The sequence below is a fragment of the Paraburkholderia terrae genome, assembly GCF_002902925.1.
Taxonomy (GTDB): domain Bacteria; phylum Pseudomonadota; class Gammaproteobacteria; order Burkholderiales; family Burkholderiaceae; genus Paraburkholderia; species Paraburkholderia terrae.
In genome coordinates this window covers 2256485-2273722 of record NZ_CP026111.1, presented here as the reverse complement: position 1 = coordinate 2273722, position 17238 = coordinate 2256485, and the positions used below count along the sequence as shown (strand labels likewise).

13 protein-coding genes are annotated in these 17238 nt (G+C 61.5%); 7 read left to right on the top strand and 6 right to left on the bottom strand.

The genetic code is table 11. The annotated features are described in order from the left end of the window. Positions 1–15: 15 nt before the first annotated feature. The gene (locus C2L65_RS10035; RefSeq protein ID WP_042311557.1) at positions 16–639 is read right to left on the bottom strand and encodes a LysE/ArgO family amino acid transporter; all 624 of its coding nucleotides are present in this window, start codon (positions 637–639) and stop codon (positions 16–18) included. Between the two features lie 95 nt (positions 640–734). On the opposite strand from C2L65_RS10035, the gene C2L65_RS10030 reads away from it, so the two are divergent. Beyond that, a complete protein-coding gene (locus C2L65_RS10030; protein ID WP_042311555.1) occupies positions 735–1628 on the top strand; it encodes a LysR family transcriptional regulator ArgP in 894 nt (297 codons plus the stop codon). Positions 1629–1658: 30 nt separating this feature from the next. Here C2L65_RS10030 and C2L65_RS10025 read toward each other — a convergent pair whose 3' ends face one another. Next, a complete protein-coding gene (locus C2L65_RS10025) occupies positions 1659–3011 on the bottom strand; it encodes an NAD(P)/FAD-dependent oxidoreductase (protein ID WP_042311554.1) in 1353 nt (450 codons plus the stop codon). Positions 3012–3139: 128 nt separating this feature from the next. Between C2L65_RS10025 and C2L65_RS10020 the strand changes: the two genes are divergently transcribed. The 3 genes from C2L65_RS10020 (at position 3140) to C2L65_RS10010 (ending at position 7407) form a co-directional block, all read left to right on the top strand. Beyond that, positions 3140–4093 (top strand): LysR family transcriptional regulator, encoded by a 954-nt coding sequence (locus tag C2L65_RS10020; RefSeq protein ID WP_042311551.1) that lies wholly within the window; start codon positions 3140–3142, stop codon positions 4091–4093. Between the two features lie 259 nt (positions 4094–4352). Then, positions 4353–5954: a purine-cytosine permease family protein gene (locus C2L65_RS10015; protein WP_042311550.1), complete on the top strand. Its 1602-nt coding sequence runs from the start codon at positions 4353–4355 to the stop codon at positions 5952–5954. 61 nt (positions 5955–6015) lie between these two features. Next, a complete protein-coding gene (locus C2L65_RS10010) occupies positions 6016–7407 on the top strand; it encodes an NAD(P)/FAD-dependent oxidoreductase (RefSeq protein ID WP_042311547.1) in 1392 nt (463 codons plus the stop codon). Positions 7408–8217: 810 nt separating this feature from the next. Here the strand turns inward: C2L65_RS10010 and C2L65_RS10005 are convergent. Continuing rightward, positions 8218–8589 carry a cupin domain-containing protein gene (locus C2L65_RS10005; protein WP_042308316.1) on the bottom strand — a complete coding sequence of 124 codons (372 nt, stop codon included), beginning with the start codon at positions 8587–8589 and terminating at the stop codon, positions 8218–8220. 151 nt (positions 8590–8740) lie between these two features. Here C2L65_RS10005 and C2L65_RS10000 point away from each other — a divergent pair, with 151 nt between their 5' ends. Continuing rightward, positions 8741–10168 (top strand): aldehyde dehydrogenase family protein, encoded by a 1428-nt coding sequence (locus tag C2L65_RS10000; RefSeq protein ID WP_042308318.1) that lies wholly within the window; start codon positions 8741–8743, stop codon positions 10166–10168. 3 nt (positions 10169–10171) lie between these two features. On the opposite strand, the gene C2L65_RS09995 is transcribed toward C2L65_RS10000, so the two are convergent. Further along, positions 10172–11122: a LysR substrate-binding domain-containing protein gene (locus C2L65_RS09995; RefSeq protein ID WP_042308322.1), complete on the bottom strand. Its 951-nt coding sequence runs from the start codon at positions 11120–11122 to the stop codon at positions 10172–10174. A gap of 125 nt (positions 11123–11247) precedes the next feature. Here C2L65_RS09995 and C2L65_RS09990 point away from each other — a divergent pair, with 125 nt between their 5' ends. Together C2L65_RS09990 and C2L65_RS09985 are read left to right on the top strand one after the other, a co-directional pair. Beyond that, positions 11248–12420 carry a M20 aminoacylase family protein gene (locus tag C2L65_RS09990; protein WP_042308324.1) on the top strand — a complete coding sequence of 391 codons (1173 nt, stop codon included), beginning with the start codon at positions 11248–11250 and terminating at the stop codon, positions 12418–12420. Positions 12421–12438: 18 nt separating this feature from the next. Continuing rightward, positions 12439–13788: an MFS transporter gene (locus C2L65_RS09985; protein ID WP_042308320.1), complete on the top strand. Its 1350-nt coding sequence runs from the start codon at positions 12439–12441 to the stop codon at positions 13786–13788. A gap of 894 nt (positions 13789–14682) precedes the next feature. Here C2L65_RS09985 and C2L65_RS09980 read toward each other — a convergent pair. After that, positions 14683–15954: an MFS transporter gene (locus tag C2L65_RS09980; protein WP_042308327.1), complete on the bottom strand. Its 1272-nt coding sequence runs from the start codon at positions 15952–15954 to the stop codon at positions 14683–14685. Next, on the bottom strand, positions 15951–16991 hold the full coding sequence (locus C2L65_RS09975) for a hypothetical protein (protein ID WP_042308508.1): 1041 nt from the start codon (positions 16989–16991) through the stop codon (positions 15951–15953). The genes C2L65_RS09980 and C2L65_RS09975 overlap by 4 nt, the downstream gene beginning before the upstream one ends. Positions 16992–17238 lie beyond the last annotated feature (247 nt).

The window sequence follows — 17238 nt, the reverse complement described above, 5'->3', positions numbered from 1 at the left end:
TCGCGTATCAACAAATCAGCGCAACTGCGTGACGGCCAGCAGCAACACCATGCTGCCGATTGCGCCATCCAGCACGCGCCAGGCGGTAGCGCGTTTGAACAGCGGCGCAAGCGCGCGCGCTCCGTAGCCCAGTGCGACGAACCAGATCGCGCTGACGGCCATTGCGCCGACCGCGAAGGCGGCGCGCGAGCCTTGCGCTTCACGCGCACCTGCCGTGCCAATCAACAGGAAAGTGTCCAGATACACGTGCGGATTGAGCCACGTGAACGCGAGCGTCATCAGCACGATGGGCAGCGCGCGTTGCGCGGGCGGTGCGGTGTCGGCTTTCGCATCGGCGTCGAGGGTGGCATGGCCGGGGCGCACCGCGCGTACCAGCGCGCTGATGCCGAACCACGCGAGATACGCGAGACCCACGTACAGCAGCGCGTGGATGAAGGTCGGATAGCGCTCGACGAGCACCGACGCGCCACCGACACCCGCGCCGATCAGCAGCATATCGGACAGCGTACACAGCAGCACGATCTTGCCGATATGCGAGCGCATGATGCCTTGACGGAGCACGAACGCGTTTTGCGCGCCGATAGTGACGATCAACGAGGCGCACAACGCGGCGCCATGCGAAAAAGCCAGCCAGTTCATGATGGTGTATGGAGAGAAGGAATCGGATGCGTGAGTGTGCCGTCGTCGATAGAATAAGAGAAACTAATTTCCGTAACGCCGCTTAAGGAACGCTAATGCTCGATTATGCTTTGCTGGATGCGCTCGCGGCTGTCGTGCGACATGGCTCGTTCGACCGCGCGGCTGCGGCGCTGAATGTGACGCCTTCCGCCGTGTCGCAGCGGGTGAAACTGCTGGAGGAGCGCGTCGGCAGCGTGCTCGTCAAACGCGGGCAGCCTTGCACGGCGACGCGTTCGGGCGCGCTGTTGTGCCGGCATACGGAGCGTGTGCTATTGCTGGAAGCGGAACTCAACGGGCGCATGCCTGAGTTGCCCGGCGCGCTGCTCGAACCGTGGCCGACCTTGCGCGTCGCGGTGAACGACGACAGCGTCGGTACATGGTTCATCGATGCGGTTGCAGACTTTTGCGCGGAGCGCGGCATGCTGCTCGATCTGGTGATCGACGATCAGGACCATACGGCGCAGCGGATTCGCGACGGCAGCGTGCAGGGCGCGGTGACGACGCAATCGGAGCCGGTGCAGGGCTGCCGCTCGACGCGTTTGGGGCGCATGCGTTACCGCGCCGTCTGCACGCCGGCGTTCTACGAGCGCTATTTCAACGAAGGCATCAGTCGCGACACGCTGCGCGGTGCGCCGTGCGTCGATTTCAATCCGAAAGATCAGCTGCAAAAGCGCTTCGTACACAAGATCACGCGTGGCGAAATCGATGCGCCGACGCACTGGATTCCGCACGTATCCGGCTTCTTGCGCGCGTGCGCGACGGGGATGGGTTGGGGCATGTGCCCGGAGCGGATGATCGCCGCGCAACTGGAAAGCGGCGAACTGATCGACATGGCGCCGGGCAAGCATCTCGACGTCGATCTGTATTGGCAGAGCTGGCGGCTGTCGATCGGTTGGCTCGACGACTTCGGGGCCGCGTTGCGCAAGCGGTCCGCCGAGTTTCTCGACTGACCGCCTGCCGTTCTGTACGTGAACCCCGGCTCAATGCAGCCGGATCACGGGATGCACGCGGCGTCGCAGCCAATGGCTCGCCGTATCGAGCGCCATGCGCGCGAAGCCGGTGACCGTCATCACGTGCCGGCGATAGATCAGCCGGTACACGACGGTGGCAAGCCAGCCGTCGACGAACACAGGCCGCTCGCGCAGGCCGCTCAGGCTGCCGATCGTGCCCACATCGCCGAACCCGACCAGCGTGCCCGCATCGCGATACGTGAACTCGGGCAGCGCTTCACCGCCGACACGGCACTTCAGCGCGCGTGCCAGGAACATCGCCTGCTGATGCGCAACCTGGGCGCGCGGCGCGAGAAAGCCATCCGCATGCGAAGGGCAGGCTGCGCAATCGCCGAGCGCGAAGACGTTCGCATCCTTCGTGGTTTGCAACGTGCGCGTCACGAGCACCTGCGCATTGCGGTTCACGTCGATGCCGTCGAGCACGCGCAACACAGGCGGCCCGGCGATGCCCGCGGTCCAGATCGCGATGTCGCTCGGCAGATGCTGGCCGTCGTGGGTGAGCACGGCATCCGCGCGCACTTCCGTCACGCGTGTAGTCGTGAGCACTTCGACGCCGAGACCGCCGAGTATCCGCTGCGCGCGCGCTGAGATGCGTTGCGACAGCGCGGGCAGCACACGCTCCGTGCCTTCAATCAGCCGAATGCGAAAGTCGCGCTCCGGGTCGAGTGCGAAAAGGCTGTAGCGGTGCATCAAACGGATGCTATCGCGCAACGCCGCTGCAAGCTCGACGCCCGTCGCACCCGCGCCGATGATATTGATCGACACCGGCTGCACCTGTTGCGCGCCGCTTACGCGCCGCACATGATTCGCCCGCGTGCAGGCATCGAGCAGCTTGCGGCGGAACGATTCCGCGTGCGTGACAGACTCCAGCGGCAGCGCATGTTGCTCCGCGCCCTTGACACCGAAGTAGTTGGTCACGCTGCCGAGCGCCAGCACGAGCGTATCGAATGCAATTTCACGTGCGGGGAGCACTTCGCGGCCATTGTCATCACGCGTTGCGCTGATCGTGATGTGACGCTCCGCGCGATCGAGCGATTGCAGCGCACCCTGTTCGAACTCGAAGCCGTGACGCCGCGCCTGCACCGCGAATTGCAGTTGATGCGTGGCGGGATCGATCTGGCCTGACGCGGCTTCGTGCAGCAGCGGCTTCCAGAAGTGCGTCGGCGAGCGGTCGACGAGGACGACTTGCGCGTGCCCGCTCTTGCCGAGCGATTCGCCAAGACGCGTTGCGAGTCCCAGTCCACCCACGCCGCCGCCAACGACGACGATTCGGTGCGGCGCAGTTCGTGTGCTACTTGCGGTGTGTCGATCGATCGAGGTCATGATGCGTACTCTCCTGAAACGTTTTCAATGCGGATTCATGCGTGAACATCATCAGTTAGGTCGAGTATAGAATTGAGCGAAACCGCAGCACAATTTAATGTTTGTACCGAACATATAGGCTTTCACTTATGTTAAAGGCAGCGACGTTTCGTCAATTGAAGACGCTTCATACGGTGGCGAAGCTTGGCAGCGTGTCGGGCGCGGCTGAAGAACTGCGGTTGACGCAGCCCGCCGTGTCGCTGCAAATCCGCTTGCTGGAAGACGCAGCGGGCGCGCCGCTCCTGCAGCGCGTGGGACGCGGCGTGCAACTGACGGCGGCGGGCGAGATCCTCGCGCGCTATGCGCTTGAAATTCTCGACCTGTGGAATGGCGCCGCCGACGATCTCGCCGCGTTGCACGGCGAGCAGGGCGGCACGCTGCGCATCGGCGCGATCACGACGGCCGAGTACCTGATCCCGCCGTTTCTCGTGCGCTTTACGGAAGCGCGTCCGCAAGTGAAGGTGCAGTTCAAGGTGGGCAATCGCGCGGACATCATCCGCATGCTCGCGACACATGAAATCGATCTCGCCGTGATGGGCAGCCCGCCGCGTGAATTGCGCACGGTCGCTACCGCATTCGCGAAGCATCCGATGGCATTCGTCGCGTCACCTTCGCATGCGCTGATGAAAAAGAAACGCCTCACGCTTGGCGATCTGGAATCGGCGAACCTGTTCGTGCGCGAGCGGGGCTCGGGCACGCGCTCGACGGTCGAAAACCTGTTCAGGCAGGCGGGTCACAAGCTTCATATCGGTTCCGAGCTGTCGAGCAACGAGGCGATCAAGCAACTGGTGGAAGCGGGGCTCGGCATTTCGTTTCTGTCGCTGCACGCGTGCTCGCTGGAATTTCAGGCGGGGTTGCTGGCGCTGTTGCCGCTGCCCGACAACCCGATCGAACGCGACTGGTATGTGATGCATGTGTCCGACAAGCGCCTGCCGCATGTCGCGAGCCTGTTCCGCGACTTCCTGATCGAACAGGGTGCGAAGGGCAGCGTGCCAATTCCGATGCCTGCCGTTACGGCCGCGAGGAAGCGCCGCCGCGCGTGAAATCTGCCGATTCTTTTCGACGTTTTGCATGTCGCAAGCCGCTTTCGAGACTTTCAGCGACGTGGCTTTCTGTGTGAGAAGCCTTTCTGAGCAAGGATTTCCGGTTACATCGACCGATATCGAAGTAAAGGTTGCGCCGACGATATTTTTGCCCGAATTGTTTCTCTTTACAGTGGCGACCAGACATTCGTTAAAAAGCGGACGCCGCCAGCCAGTCGCGAGCCGCGTGATTTCCCTGGCCGTCAGAGGAGTCGGAGACATGAGCAGCAGCCCCACCGAGATCAACAACAGCAGCATCACGACAGTCGAGACCTTTGGTTTCGAACGCATTCCCGACGCGTCCCGCTATGCGCGGCCCATCGATCTGTTCCGCCTGCTGTTCGGCGGCTGCAATACGTTTTCCACTTCCGTACTCGGCAGCTTTCCCGTGCTGCTCGGCCTGTCGTTCTGGGCGGGCGTCGCGTCGATCGTGATCGGCGTGCTGGTCGGCTCGTGCATTCTTGCGCCGATGAGTCTGTTCGGCATGCGCAACGGCACGAACGATCCTGTTTCGTCGGGTGCGCACTTTGGTATTCATGGACGGATCGTCGGTTCGTTTCTCGCGCTGCTGACGTCTGTCGCGTTCTTTTCACTCGCGGTGTGGAGCTCGGGCGATGCGCTCGTGGGCGGCGCGAATCATCTGCTTGGGCTGCCTGTGAACGGCTTTACGCTGAGCGCCGCATACGGCGTCTTCGCGGTGCTCGTGCTGACCGTGTGCATCTACGGCTTTCGCTTCATGCTGTGGGTCAACAAAATTGCAGTGTGGACGGCGAGTTTGCTGTTCATCGCGGGCATCTTCGCGTTCGCCGGTCCGTTCGACACCCACTACGCCGGCAAGTTTGCGATGGGTGCGGTCGGCTTCTGGCCGGCTTTCGTGAGCGCGGTGCTCGTCGCGCTGAGCAATCCCGTTTCGTTTGCATCGACGATGGGCGACTGGGCGCGCTACATTCCGCAGAACACGCCGAGGCATCGCACGATGCTCGCCGTGATGATTGCGCAGATCGCGACGTTCGTGCCGTTCTTCTTCGGCCTCGCGACGGCGACGATCATCGCGCAGAAGGCGCCCGACTTTATCGCGTCGAACAACTATGTTGGCGGATTGCTGGCGATCTCGCCGAACTGGTTCTTCCTGCCCGTGTGTCTGATTGCGATCATCGGCGGCATGTCGACGGGTACGACGGCGCTGTACGGCACGGGCCTCGACATGTCGAGCATGTTCCCGAAGCTGCTCAACCGCGTGCGTGCGACGTTCCTGATCGGCTGTGCTGCGATCGGCTTCATCTTTCTCGGGCGCTTCGTGTTCAACCTCGTGGAAAGCGTGTCGACGTTCTCGGTGCTCATCAACACATGCAGCTGCCCGTGGATGGTGATCATGATCATCGGCTACGTGACGCGCCGCGGCTTCTATCTGTCCGACGACCTGCAGGTGTTCAATCGCGGCGGACGTGGCGGCCACTACTGGTTCACGCACGGCTGGAACTGGCGCGCGATGGGCGCATGGGTTCCGAGCGCGCTGACGGGCCTGTGTTTCGTCAATCTGCCGGATCAGTTCGTGGGCCCGCTCGGCGAACTCGCGGGTGGCCTCGATATCAGCTTGCCCGTTGCGTTGACGATGGCTTGTACGCTGTACGTGACGCTGCTGCAATGCTTCCCCGAGCCGGATGGCGTATATGGACCGCAAGGCCGACGATGGCTGCGCGGCAGCCACAAGGCCACGCATGCGCGGATCAAGGTGGTCGAACCGCGCACAGCGGAAGGCATGCGAGGCAACAGGATGACGGCGCCGCGCGAAGAAGTATTCGACACGCAGGATGCCGCGTAATAAAAGAGAGCATGCCGATGGTGGCATCATTATCAAAGATTGGAATAGAGCAGGTGAGAAGATGAGCGAGTCGGTCAAACGCGCATTCGAAGGTGTAAAGCTGTTTCCGTTCTGGCTGGATAATCCCGCGGCGCCTGCCGTCGAACGCGAGCTGATCGGGCCGACCACGGCCGATCTCGTGATTATCGGCGGCGGCTTTACGGGTTTGTGGGCAGCGATTCAGGCGAAGGAGAACGATCCTCGTCTGGACGTCGTGCTGATCGAAGCGGGCAAGATTGCATATGGTGCGTCGGGCCGTCCGGGCGGGATTATTTCGACGTCCGTGATGCACGGGTTGCCGAACGCGACGCGTGTCTTCCCGGAAGATCTCGATGTGCTCGAGCGTCTGGGCCAGGAGAATCTCGACGGGTTCAAGGAATCGCTTGTGCGTTATGGCATTGAAGCCGACGTCGAATGGAACGGCGAAATGACGGTGGCCGTCGACGAAAAGCACCTTGACCATTTGCAGAATGACTTTGAACTGCATGTGTCGCATGGGCATGACGTTGTGTTGCTCGATAGTGCGAAGGCTCGCGAGCAACTCGATTCGCCGTTGTTTGCAGGTGCGATGTGGTCGCGCAATCGTAGCGGGACGATTCATCCGGCGAAGCTTGCTTGGGGGCTCAAGGCGGCTGCCTTGAAACTTGGCGTGCGGCTGTATGAGCATTCGCCGTTGACGCGTCTTGAAGATGCTGGCAAGAAGATGATCGTGTATACGCAGGCGGGGAGGATTGATACGCCGCGTGTGTTGCTCGGCACGGGTACTGCGAATGTCGGTGTGTCGGATATCAACCGGCGGGTGATGCAGGTGCGTGATCACATCGTCGCGACGAGTCCGCTGACCGACGAGCAAATGGCGCGTATTGGCTGGAAGAACCGCCAGGGCGTGTATGACACGCGTACGCAGCTCAATTATTTTCGTCTCACGAAGGACAATCGGATCATTTTTGGCGGGCGTGTTAGTTATCACTTTGGTGGCGATAACAATCCTGCGCAGGATCGCGATGAGCGTACTTATTACAAACTCGCTGAGGCTTTTTATCGGACGTTCCCGCAACTGGATGATGTGAAGTTCACGCATGCGTGGGGTGGGCCGATTGATTACTGTTCTCGCGGGGCTGTTTTTGCGCGTAAGTATCACGGTGGGAAGACTGTTTTTGTTGCTGGGTATACCGGGTTTGGTGTTGCCGGGAGCCGGTTCGGCGCGAGGATGGGGCTTGAGATGCTCTGGAATCGCGATACGTTGATCACTTCGCTTGATATCTCGCGGAAGGGGCCTTCGTATATTCCGCCAGAGCCTGTGCGGTGGATCGCCGCCAAGATCACTTTTAATGCTTTTGATGGGGCGGATGATCGGGGTGGATGGAGAAGGTGGTGGATTAATTCCATTAAGGCGCTTGGGTTTCCGATGTAGGTTTTTTTTTGTCTTGCGACGTTGGGTGGTCTGCTTTGGTTTGCGCTGGCATCCGGTTGGGTTTTTTGCCTTTGCGCTGGCATCCGCGATTCGTTAGCGTGCTTCAAGCGTCGCCCCTGTGCGGGGCGGCACCTACTTTTCTTTGCCGCCGCAAAGAAAAGTAGGCAAAAGAAAGCGGCTAACACCGCCAGCACGTGTTCTTATCCACGGGCCCCCAACGTCCCCACGCTTCACATGACAGTGCCCTAGTCGGCGCTCGTTGCCAACGCTTCGAATGAACGCCTCACCAACTTCAAATACCCGCATACGTGCTAGCGGTAGCGAATGGCATGTGCCGCCCAGGTGGCAAACTGTGTGTAGGTTGTCGCGTCGTATAGGGTAGCGCTCGTACAGGGTGGAACGCATGCGCTATCGGTTCGAAGTGAGGCGTGCGAGGCACTACGGCCTACACACAGTTTGCCACCTGGGCGGCGGTGGACTATCTGGCACGGCATGGTGCAGCGCGGGCGGGCGAAGCGGGTGAGGCGCACCGCAAGAGCGCTGGCAACGAACGTGGGTCACGTGGTCGCCGTGTGAAGCGTAAGACCCTGTGGGGGCCCTCAGGCAAACACAAAAACTGGCGGTGTTAGCCGCTTTCTTTTGCCTACTTTTCTTTGCGGCGGCAAAGAAAAGTAGGTGCCGCCCCGCACAGGGGCGACGCTTGAAGCACGCTAACAAATCGCGGATGCCAGCGCAAAGGCCCGAATCCCAGCCTAACAGTAAGCAAAAAAAAGCCGCGCACAAACCGCGCGGCCGGTTTAAACCAGAACCTCAACCGCAATAAACAACACTGTACTTCTTAGTAGCAACAGGCATATGCCAAGTACCCGAGAAGCCCTTGTGAAGAATAAAAGCATCACCAGCCCTATAGTGATCGGAACGCCCATCATCGCTGGTGATTACGACTTCGCCTTCAATCAGCACACAGACTTCATGAATCGGCAGATCAGACAACTTGAGCGTACCGGCATCGCACTGCCAAACCCCAGCGGTGAGCAAATTCTCAGCATCAGAAAAAGCAGTCGCCGCATGCGGCGCTTTAGCGCCGTCGAGAATCACATCAGCGGGATCATGCAATGCCGGCTGCAGGCCAGTCGCGCCCGGGCCCTTCACATCGATACGGGTAAAGGTAATGTTGCTCATGTCAAAGTCTCCAGAATGATTCGCAGATCAAAGCGGGTTGATTGGGAAACGCGAGTCTGAGCCAAACACGCTCGCCAATGAATTTCGATTTGAAGACATGTAGTTCGAGAACAGTCGATGTAACGTATCGGACCAATTAGAGGAAAACATCATGCAGCACGCCACGCAGTTCTATATCGACGGCAAATGGATCGACCCGATCGAACCCAAAACACTCGACGTAATCGACCCATCCACGGCTAAACCGTTCGCAACGATTTCGCTGGGCAGTGCGGGCGACGTCGATCTCGCAGTAGCGGCTGCCAAAAAAGCATTCGCCTCGTACTCGGAAACCACGGTGCAACAGCGCATCGATCTGCTGCAAGCGATCCTCGAGGTCTATCGCAAGCGCTACGACGATATGGTCGATGTAATCAGCCGCGAAATGGGCGCACCAAAACAGTTCGCCCACGACGCCCAGGCATGGACAGGCACCGCGCATCTGGAAACGATGATCCGCACGCTGCAGCATTTCGACTTCGAGCAGCTAAAAGGCAGCATGCTGATCCGCAAGGAGCCCGTCGGCGTATGCGGCCTCATCACGCCGTGGAACTGGCCCGCGTTGCAGATCACGACGAAAGTCGCGCCCGCACTCGCAGCAGGTTGCACGATAGTGCTGAAGCCATCGGAACTCGCCCCGATGAGCGCGATGCTCTACGCGGAAATCCTGCATGAAGCAGGCGTGCCCGCAGGCGTGTTCAATCTCGTCAACGGCGAAGGGCAGGTGGTGGGCGATGCCATGTCGCGTCACAAGGACATCGACATGATGTCGTTCACTGGATCGACGCGCGCAGGCGTGCAAGTCGCAAAAGCCGCCGCCGATACCGTCAAGCGCGTGCATCAGGAACTGGGCGGCAAGTCCGCGAACCTGATTCTCGAAGATGCGGATCTGCGCGATGCCGTCACGCGTGGCGCGCGCGCATGCTTCGATAACAGCGGGCAATCGTGCGACGCGCCCACGCGCATGTTCGTGCCGCGCGCGCGGATGGACGAAGCGTTGGCCTATGCGAAGGAAGTGGCCGATTCGCTTGTGGTCGGTCCGGCGGACGCGCCGTCGAGCGATATGGGCCCTGTGATCAGCCAGCAGCAGTTCGACAAGATCCAGTCGATGATCGATGCAGGCGTGCGCGAAGGCGCGGTGCTCGCGGCGGGCGGCCACGGACGTCCCGAAGGCCTGGGCGAAGGCTATTATGTGCGCCCGACCGTATTCGGCCACGTGGAGCACGACATGACCATTGCACGCGAAGAAATCTTCGGACCCGTGCTGTCGATTCTCGGCTACGACACGGAAGACGAAGCCGTCGCAATGGCCAACGACAGCATCTATGGTCTCGCGGGCTATATTCAGTCGGCGTCGCTCGAGCGCGCGCGCGCCGTCGCGAAGCGGCTGCGCACAGGCACGATCTATCTGAACTACGCGGAGTACTCGCCGGAAGCGCCGTTTGGCGGCTATCGTCAGTCGGGCAACGGGCGCGAGTACGGCGAGTTCGGACTCGAGGACTTTCTGGAGATCAAGGGCGTCGTCGGATACGGGAAATAAGCCCTAGAAAAGCAGTTCGATCGAATGAAACAGACGGCGGCGGTCCGCATCCTGCGACCGCGCGCCTTCATCGATCACTTCACGCAGGCATTCGATAAAACACGCGGCCGCCGGACTAACAGGCACGCCGCGCCTTGACGTGATGCTGACGATCGTCTCATCGACCACTTCGCCCAACGGCAGCGCGCGCAGATTGTCCTTCGCGATGTTCACCTCGACGAGCGGCCACGGAAAGATGCTGAGGAAATCCGTCTGCTGAAGCAGGCCCAGCACGATCGCAAATGAATGCGCGAGATGGATCGTGTGCGGCACCCTCATCCCGCGCTTGCGGAACAGATTGTCGGCCATCGACTCGCGGCTCGCGGGGTCCCAGTTCAACACCCATTCGGCGTCTTGCAGTTCGTGCAGCGTACGGCATTCGCCCAACGGATGCCCGCGTCGCGCGACGACGGCCGAATGCGTCGAAAAAAGCGGCACGTTGTGAAACTCCGATTGCGGTGACGCAGGCGGCGGCCGCCCGATCGAAAAGTCGAGGCTGCCGTCGCGCAGACGCGGCTGCACGACAGCCAATAATCCTTCGAAGAATTCCAGCTGCACGTCGGGCATTTTCTGCTTGAAGCGGTTGACCGTCTCGGGCAGAAACGTCAGCGCGAGCCACGGCGTGACGCCCACCGAGAGTTTTCCCGCCGACGCGCCACGCATTGCTTCGAGTTCGGCCTCGGCGCGGGCGAGCTGACCGAGCACGAGCCGCGCATGCACGACGAGCGCGCGTCCGTATTCGGTGAACGCGACGCCCGATGTGCCGCGTATCACCAGCGGCGCGCGCAGATCCGCTTCAAGTTCGCGCACGGACTTGGTGACGGCGGCAGGGGACAAGCCCAGTTGCCGCGCCGCGGCGCGGATGCTGCCTGTCTCCGCGATCGCGGCGAGCGTGCTGAGTTGATGCAGTTTCATGTCGGGCGGATGAAAGTTGGCATCGAGGGTGACAACCACTGGTTGCCACCGTAACCGTTTCCCGCCTGCCCGTCAAAAAAATGGGCGGCTATGCTGGGTTCACAGACATCAATGGAGACAGCAGCGTGAATACCATGGTCATCCCCGCCGGCATCGCCGATCTCGAAGCAGAAATGATTGCGCTGCGCCGCCGCATCCACGCGCATCCCGAGCTTGCGTACGAAGAACACGTGACGGGCGAGCTGGTCGCCGACAAGCTCGACGAGTGGGGCTACACCGTGACGCGCGGGCTGGGCAGCACGGGCGTCGTCGGGCAACTGAAAGTAGGCAGCGGTACGCGCAAGCTCGGCCTGCGTGCCGACATGGACGCGCTGCCGATTCACGAGCAGACGGGCCTGCCGTACGCGAGCAAGCTGCCCGGCAAGATGCACGCATGCGGCCACGACGGCCACACTGCGATGCTGCTCGCCGCAGCGAAGCATCTCGCGCAGGAACGTTCGTTCGACGGCACGCTGAACCTGATTTTCCAGCCCGCCGAGGAAGGCCTTGCCGGCGCGCAGAAAATGATCGAAGACGGGCTGTTCGAGCGCTTCCCGTGCGACGCCGTGTTCGCGATGCACAACATGCCGGGTCATCCGACGGGCAAGTTCGGCTTTCTGCCGGGTTCGTTCATGGCGTCTTCGGATACCGTCATCATCAAGGTGACGGGGCGCGGCGGCCACGGCGCGGTGCCGCACAAGGCCGTCGATCCCGTCGTCGTGTGCGCGCAGATCGTGCTGGCGTTGCAGACCATCGTGTCGCGTAACGTCGCGCCGCTCGATATGGCGATCATCACGGTCGGCGCGATTCACGCGGGCGAGGCGCCCAACGTGATTCCGGAGACGGCGGAGATGCGCCTCTCCGTTCGCGCATTGAAGCCGGAAGTCCGCGACTACCTGGAGACGCGCATTCTGGAAGTCGTGCATGGGCAGGCATCGGTGTACAACGCGCGCGCCGAGGTCGACTATCAGCGCCGCTATCCCGTGCTCGTCAACGATGCGCAGATGACGGCATTCGCGACGCAGGTCGCGCGCGACTGGGTCGGCGACGATGGCCTGATCGCCAACATGCAGCCGCTGACGGGCAGCGAGGACTTCGCGTTCATGCTCGAGAAATGCGCGGGCGCATATCTGATCATCGGCAACGGGGACGGCGAGGGCGGCTGCATGGTGCATAACCCTGGCTACGACTTCAACGACGATTGCCTTGCGACGGGCGCCGCTTATTGGGTGCGACTCGCGCAATCATTTCTCGTCTGACGCATCCGGGAGACGGATATGACTTACACAGCCGCAACGACTTCCACGTCGGACGACAGCGTTTCAATGAGCGGTACACAGCCGCAGCGCGCGAGCCATGCGAAAGCGATCGCCGCGATCACGCTTGGCAACGGCCTCGAGTTCTTCGACTTCACGATCTATAGCTTCTTCGCGACGATCATCGGCAAGCTGTACTTTCCTGTCGAAGGGCAGCTTGCGCAACTGATGCTCGCGGTCGGCACCTTTGGTGTTGGCTTCATCATGCGGCCGGTGGGCGGCGTGGTGCTCGGCGCGTACGCGGACCGCGCGGGCCGCAAGGCGGCGATGAGCCTGACGCTGTGGCTGATGACGTTGGGCTCGGCGATCATCGCGTTCGTGCCGACGTATGCGTCGATTGGTCTTGCTGCGCCCGTGCTTGTGATTCTTGCGCGGCTGATTCAGGGGTTTGCGCTGGGCGGCGAGATAGGTGCGTCGACGTCTCTGTTGATGGAGTACGGCAGCGACCGCACGCGCGGTTTTTATGGCAGCTGGCAGTTCGTTAGCCAAGGCTTGAACACGGTGGTTGGTTCGCTGCTTGGCGTCGCGTTGGCCGCGATGCTGTCGACGCATGCGCTCGAAAGCTGGGGTTGGCGTGTGCCGTTCGTGATCGGTATGGCGATGGGGCCGATTGGCGTGTACATCCGGCGGCATCTGGATGAAACGTTGCCGTTGCCGGCGTCTTCAGATCATTCGCCCGCTCTTGAGGCTGCGACGGTTGCCAAGCCTGTGCGCGAGATTTTCGGCACGCATATGGGATCGATTGTGACGGGCGTCGTGACGACGATTGGTGGCACCGCCGCGAACTATATCGTGCTGTTTTATCTTTCTACTTATGCGATCAAGATCTTGCATATGCCGATGTCGCTGGCGTTGTGGGCTTCCTGGACGGCTGCTCTTGTTACGGTGATCTGCTCGCCGTTTGCTGGGTCGTTGTCGGACCGGTATGGGCGCAAGCGGGTGCTTTGGGTTTCGCGGGTTCTGTTGATTGCGGGTGTTTATCCTGCGTTTATGGTTATTAATGCTGTGCCTACGGTGCCGGTTTTGCTTTCAGTTGTTGCTGTGCTCGGTGTGCTTGTTGCGTTCACGGCTGTGCCTAATATCGTCATGCTGCCTGAGATGTTTCCGCGCGAAATTCGCGCTACCGGGATGTCGATTGTTTATTGTCTTGGGGTGTCGATTTTTGGTGGGTTTGCTCAGTTCTTTGCTACGTGGCTTATTCAGTTGTCAGGGAATACGCTTGCGCCGGCCTGGTATCTGATTGGGTGTGGTTTGGTTTCTTTGTTGGCGTTGCCGTTTGTTCGTGAGACGGCTGGGCGGGCTATTGATTGAGGGTTTTGTTTTTGTCTGCGACGCTGGGTGGTTTGCTTGTGTTTTCGCTGGCATCCGCGAGTTGTTATCTAGCTTCAGGCGTCGCCCCTGTGCGGGGCGGCACCTACTTTTCTTTGCCGCCGCAAAGAAAAGTAGGCAAAAGAAAGCGGCTCACACCGCCAGTTCTAGTTCCTGCCTGAGGGCCCCCAAAGGGTCTTACGCTTCACACTGCAGCATTTCTGTTCGCGTTCGTTGCCAACGCTTCGAATGAGCGCCTCACCCGCCTCGAATACCCGTACACGGGCTAGCGGCAGCGAATGGTTCGCGCCGCCCAGGTGGCAAACTGTGTGTAGGTTGTCGGGTCGTACACGTTAGCGCTCTTACAGGGTGGGACGCATGCCCAATCGTTCCGAAGTGAGGCGCGCGAGGCACTACGGCCGACACACAGTTTGCCACCTGGACGGCGGTGGACTATCTGGCAAGGCATCTGAAACGCGGGAGCGTGAAGCGGGTGAGGCGCACCGCAAGAGCGCTGGCAACAAACGTGAGTCACGTGATTGCCGTGTGAAGCGTAAGACCCTTCGGGGGCCCTCAGGCAAGAAGAAATGTTGGCGGTGTTAGCCGCTTTCTTTTGCCTACTTTTCTTTGCGGCGGCAAAGAAAAGTAGGTGCCGCCCCGCACAGGGGCGACGCGTGAAGCAGGCTAACGAATCGCGGATGCCAACGAAAAGGCAAAACGCGGATGCCAGCGCAAAGACTCGAACAACCAAACCGGCCGCACCACAAAGGCGAAGCGCGGATGCTGGCGCAAAGGCCAATACACCGAATGGCGACGCGTGAAGCGCGAAGAAACGACGCGAATGCCAGCGAAAAAACCGGCAACCCACCCAGCGTCGCAAGACCAAAAAACCCCGCTTCACTTAGCCCGCTTCAAAGACCCATCATCAGCGGGTGCAGGCTTCTCCTGCATATCTCCATTCGCATCGCGAGTCTCAGGCATAGCCGCCCACACAAGCAACACAGCAAGCGCCCCCGCACCGGCGAGCCCAAAAAAGCTAACCGCATTGCCAAAGCGATCGGCAATAAACCCGGCAACAGCAGTAGAGAGCGTCGCACCAATCCCGGCCGCGAGGCCAAACAGCCCAATGGTGAGGTTATAACGCCCCTTGTCGCCGGCAACATCAGCAGCAATCAGAGGCAGCATCACACCGAACACAGCGGCGCTAATGCCATCGAGCATCTGCACAGGCACGAGCAGGTAAGGGCTGCTAACGCCAGCAAACAGCAAAGCCCGCACCGGCAGCGCAGAAAACCCAAGCAGCAGAATGGGCCTGCGCCCCCAGCGCTCGGCAGTACGCCCAACCCAAGGCGACAACATCGCCACAATCGCCTGCGGCACGATGATGCACGCAGCAATCACAAGCTGCACGTTATCGCCCATACCCGCCGTCACTTCACCCGCCGCGAGATTGAGCATCGCCGCATTGGACAGATGGAACAACACGACGCACGCAGCAAAGATCAACATCCGCTTGTCGCGCAGCAACTCGAAGATCGATTCCTTTTCTTCGGCGTCGTCCCGCTCCTTCTTCGCAGGTTGGTGCGCGGGCAAAGGCTGATGCTCGGGCATCGTGATCATCGACAACGCAAACAGCGCAGGCGCCGCAAGCACTGCAGTCAACCAGAACACCGCGCGCGCCGAGAAATATTCGCCGAACAGCCCCATCAGACCCGCAGCGACAGCGCTCCCAATCGACGCCCAGCGCGCATTGCGCCCAAGCCGGTCGCCCAGATCGTGTCGCCCGACGAGCGCAAACGAAATGGCCGCCATCGCCGGCACGAGCATGCAGCTCGCAAAGCCGTGAAAGACCTCGGCGGCCATCACGGGCAGCACGGTCGGGCTCGCCGCAAGCAGCACGGCGCTGAGAATGATCGCGATGATCGCCCACGCAGCAGCGCCTTTCTTGTTGCGCAGCGCATCGACGGCCGCGCCGCCAGGCACCTGGCTCACCATCGCGCTGATCGTGCCGACTGAAAGCGCGAGTCCGATCTCGCCCTGCGTCCACTTGTGCGACGCGAGGTATGACGCGATGAACGGCCCGAATCCCGTCTGCACGTTGGCGACGAAGAAGTTGAGCCAGTCGAGGGCGCGGAGACTGCGTGCGTTGACCATGAGACGGCTCGTCATCGTGAAGTGCGTGCGGTTGAGGCCGCCGCAGCGGACGATGAAGGACCAGCCGTCGTAGCGGGCGCAGGAGCGGACGCGGGAACGGGAGACGGAGGAGGGGCGGGCGAGACCGCGCGGATCGGTTTATCTGCCTCGTAAGTGGGCGACGCCTTGATCTGCGCGTCATTGAGATCCATCAACGGACGCAGCGTCTTGTCCTTGGCGACGAAGCGCAGCGCCGACCAGTTCGCGGCGATCGCGCGGCGATCGGGGCTGATGATGCCGCTGACGTCGAGCACGACAGCCTGCGGCTGCGCGTTCACGTCGACCAGCACGTCGATCACGCGGCCCACCTTGCCGCCGTTCGGACGCTCGACGTCCGCGTCCAGCAGTTCCATTTGCCCCGGCGGCACCGCGGGCGCGGCCGTCACGGCCGCCAGCGGCGTCGCGAGCGAAGCCGACGGCTTGGGCCGGTTGGTCGCGGCTAGCTGGTTAGGCGGAGTCGTGATCGTGATGGGCGCGCCTTTCGCGTTCGGCGTGAAGCGGAACGCAGTCCACGGAAAACCGACCTTGCGGTCGCCAATGCCGAGAAAGCCCTGCAGGTTGACGATCATCTGGCGCGGCGTGCCGCTGCCGTCAGCCGTCATGTCGATGGCGCGGCCGATCACCTTGCCGTCGAGCTTCTGCACTTCGCTGTCGAGCAGGCCATGCGTCGTGTTGCGATCGAGCGTGCGGGTCACGATGATCGGCGCGGGAGCGGGCGGCGGAGGCGGCGGCGCGGGCGCGACGACGGGCGGCGGCGGCTCCGGCTTGTGCGGGCGCACGACGGGCGGGCGCGGCTTCTTCGGTTCCTTGGGTTCAGGCGCCTCAGCCTGGTCCGGCTCGGAGGCGGGTTCGAGGGCGGGAACGACAAGCGGCGTCACCGTGGCTTCGGTGATGGGCGCAGGCGGCTGCTCGGTCGGGCCGAACAGGCTGCAGCCCGACATCATGGCGGCAAGGGCCGCAAAAACGGCCAACAGCAAAAGACGGAAGGCTGGACGTAGGAAACCGCCAATCATCAAGTGGGACTCCGTGGCCAGGGCGGCGGGCACGATGCAGGTGCTGTCGCAAAAGACGATCCAGCGATTCATGCAGGCATCGAGAGCCTCGCCGGCAATGCGTTAAAGGCATGGTTTGCCGAGAGTTTAACCCGTGACGTCAAAAGGCCTTTGTTTTGTCTGCGTTGGACAGGCCCGACCGCAGGCTTCAAAGCCCTTTCAGCAGGGCTTCCCGCGCGCGTCAGCCGGGCTGCAACCGTAGGTGTTA

Bases quoted from the DNA above. Each gene is read 5' to 3' on its own strand.
- C2L65_RS10015 (WP_042311550.1), top strand. From the start codon at position 4,353: ATGAGCAGCAGCCCCACCGAGATCAACAACAGCAGCATCACGACAGTC.
- C2L65_RS09985 (WP_042308320.1), top strand. From the start codon at position 12,439: ATGACTTACACAGCCGCAACGACTTCCACGTCGGACGACAGCGTTTCA.
- C2L65_RS10030 (WP_042311555.1), top strand. From the start codon at position 735: ATGCTCGATTATGCTTTGCTGGATGCGCTCGCGGCTGTCGTGCGACAT.
- C2L65_RS10005 (WP_042308316.1), bottom strand. From the start codon at position 8,589: ATGAGCAACATTACCTTTACCCGTATCGATGTGAAGGGCCCGGGCGCG.
- C2L65_RS09975 (WP_042308508.1), bottom strand. From the start codon at position 16,991: ATGATTGGCGGTTTCCTACGTCCAGCCTTCCGTCTTTTGCTGTTGGCC.
- C2L65_RS10025 (WP_042311554.1), bottom strand. From the start codon at position 3,011: ATGACCTCGATCGATCGACACACCGCAAGTAGCACACGAACTGCGCCG.
- C2L65_RS09980 (WP_042308327.1), bottom strand. From the start codon at position 15,954: ATGACGAGCCGTCTCATGGTCAACGCACGCAGTCTCCGCGCCCTCGAC.
- C2L65_RS10000 (WP_042308318.1), top strand. From the start codon at position 8,741: ATGCAGCACGCCACGCAGTTCTATATCGACGGCAAATGGATCGACCCG.
- C2L65_RS10010 (WP_042311547.1), top strand. From the start codon at position 6,016: ATGAGCGAGTCGGTCAAACGCGCATTCGAAGGTGTAAAGCTGTTTCCG.
- C2L65_RS10020 (WP_042311551.1), top strand. From the start codon at position 3,140: ATGTTAAAGGCAGCGACGTTTCGTCAATTGAAGACGCTTCATACGGTG.
- C2L65_RS09995 (WP_042308322.1), bottom strand. From the start codon at position 11,122: ATGAAACTGCATCAACTCAGCACGCTCGCCGCGATCGCGGAGACAGGC.
- C2L65_RS10035 (WP_042311557.1), bottom strand. From the start codon at position 639: ATGAACTGGCTGGCTTTTTCGCATGGCGCCGCGTTGTGCGCCTCGTTG.